The organism is Azohydromonas caseinilytica, from assembly GCF_012927045.1.
Lineage (GTDB): Bacteria > Pseudomonadota > Gammaproteobacteria > Burkholderiales > Burkholderiaceae_C > Azohydromonas > Azohydromonas caseinilytica.
In genome coordinates, this window is the sequence record NZ_JABBFW010000084.1 from 1 (window position 1) to 1,684 (window position 1,684).

1 protein-coding gene is annotated in these 1,684 nt (G+C 67.7%); it reads left to right on the plus strand.

The genetic code is table 11. The features are described 5' to 3' along the window. Positions 1-407: 407 nt before the first annotated feature. Positions 408-734: a DUF5710 domain-containing protein gene (locus tag HHL10_RS30045; RefSeq protein ID WP_169164096.1), complete on the plus strand. Its 327-nt coding sequence runs from the start codon at positions 408-410 to the stop codon at positions 732-734. The last annotated feature ends 950 nt before the right edge of the window (positions 735-1,684 follow it).

Here is a 1,684-nt window from a genome sequence, read left to right on the forward strand (position 1 = left end):
CTTCTTCTTCAACCTGGTGGGGCAAGCCGGCGGGGGGCAACCTTGTAGGTTGTCCCCGGGCGGCGCGCAGCGGTCGGGGAGCGGTGGGGATCGAGCGGACCCCGCAGGGGCCGTCCACAGCCTTGTGCTGTGGGCGGGCTCGATGTCCACCGCGGGCGCGAGATCCGGGCCGGTGGCCTGGAGTGGGGAGGAGAGCGCGAGAGGAGGGGCGGCGGGTGCAGGGCGCAGCGCCTGCCGAGCGGAGGAATTTGCGCAGCAAATTCCGTAGTGAGTACAGAAGCGTTGCGCTTCGCTGCGGCGCGGCTAGCGAATGGCGCAAGGCTGGCGGGCCAGAAGGGCAGCTAGAGCTCAGGCGAGGCCGGCACACTGGTGCAACGTCGCTGGCCAGCTGTAGCACCACCAAGCCCATGAGGATCAATCTCAACTGCCCCTTCGAGGATCGCGCCGCCGTGAAGGCGCTAGGCGCCCGCTGGGACCTCGCGCTCAAGGTCTGGTACGTCATCGACCCGCCCGACCTGCTGCCCTTCGCCCGATGGCTTCCGCTCGATGTGGCCCAGTTCCTGGCGACTGGTGGCACCAAGCACCAGGCCAAGGCAGCGTCCAAGACCGCGCACAAGGCCAAGCCGAAGAAGCAGAAGGCCAGGAGCCGCGTACCGCTGACCAGCCAAGGCACGCCCTACCAAGGCCCGGATTCCATCGCTGCGGACACCAACCCTGCCGAGCCGCCTTGGTGAGCGGCTGAGGGCGTTGCGCGCAACGCCACTTCCCGCAGGGCTGTGGCTCAAGCTCACGAGGCTGGAAACAGCCAAGTGCGCACTTACGAGTCGCTGGGCGACTCACGTGCGAAGCAAGCCATGTTTTCGCTAGCGCTCAAACGGCTTGGCGGGGCTCGCGCCCCTGCACCCCGGGCAGCTCCAGGCGTCACTTTGGGCGCGGCTTGGCCGCGCAAAGTGACGCCGGCGCACACCCCTGGAGAACCGCAAAGTGATGGGCCAGACCGCCTTAAATGCCGCCAACGGCTGGCGGCCGGATATATTCCGCTTGCGTAATTCGCTGGCCCAGAAAGCGGAAAACCTCAAGAGGTGGTGCTCTTGAGGTTCCCTGGACGGCGAATTTTCCCAACGAGCGAAGAAGGAAAGAAATCCGGCGTCTTGCCGCGATTTTAGTTTCTCGCTCGGGGCTGCGCGTGTTGCACGTCGATCAACCTGGGCGACTTCTCGACTTGCCCCCCAGGCCAGATTCCCGGCTCGCACACGCAGCGCACAAGGCGCTAGAGCGGAAGCCTTTCCAAAGCGCCACCGAGAGGCCGCGAGGCCGCGACCGGGGAAAGGGTGGGGCAGACCCATGAACGCGGCCTTTTGAGGGCTCCTGCCGGCCCTTAGAGCCCGAAGCGACCGACCGACCGACCGACGGCCGACCGCTGGGCAAGGTCCCAACTGCGCCCCGGCGCGGTAGGGTGAAACCTTGCCCTCGCTCCCTCCCTCCCTCCCTCCGGCCCCTCCAGGCCCCCGGCAAGTCGCGGCGATGGCGAAGCCGAGCCCTGCGCCTTGCCCCTGGCTTCTTCTTCAACCTGGTGGGGCAAGCCGGCGGGGGGCAACCTTGTAGGTTGTCCCCGGGCGGCGCGCAGCGGTCGGGGAGCGGTGGGGATCGAGCGGACCCCGCAGGGGCCGTCCACAGCCTTGTG

What these genes read in the sequence shown, in the direction of transcription:
- HHL10_RS30045 (WP_169164096.1), top strand. Translation starts at nt 408, where the DNA reads ATGAGGATCAATCTCAACTGCCCCTTCGAGGATCGCGCCGCCGTGAAG.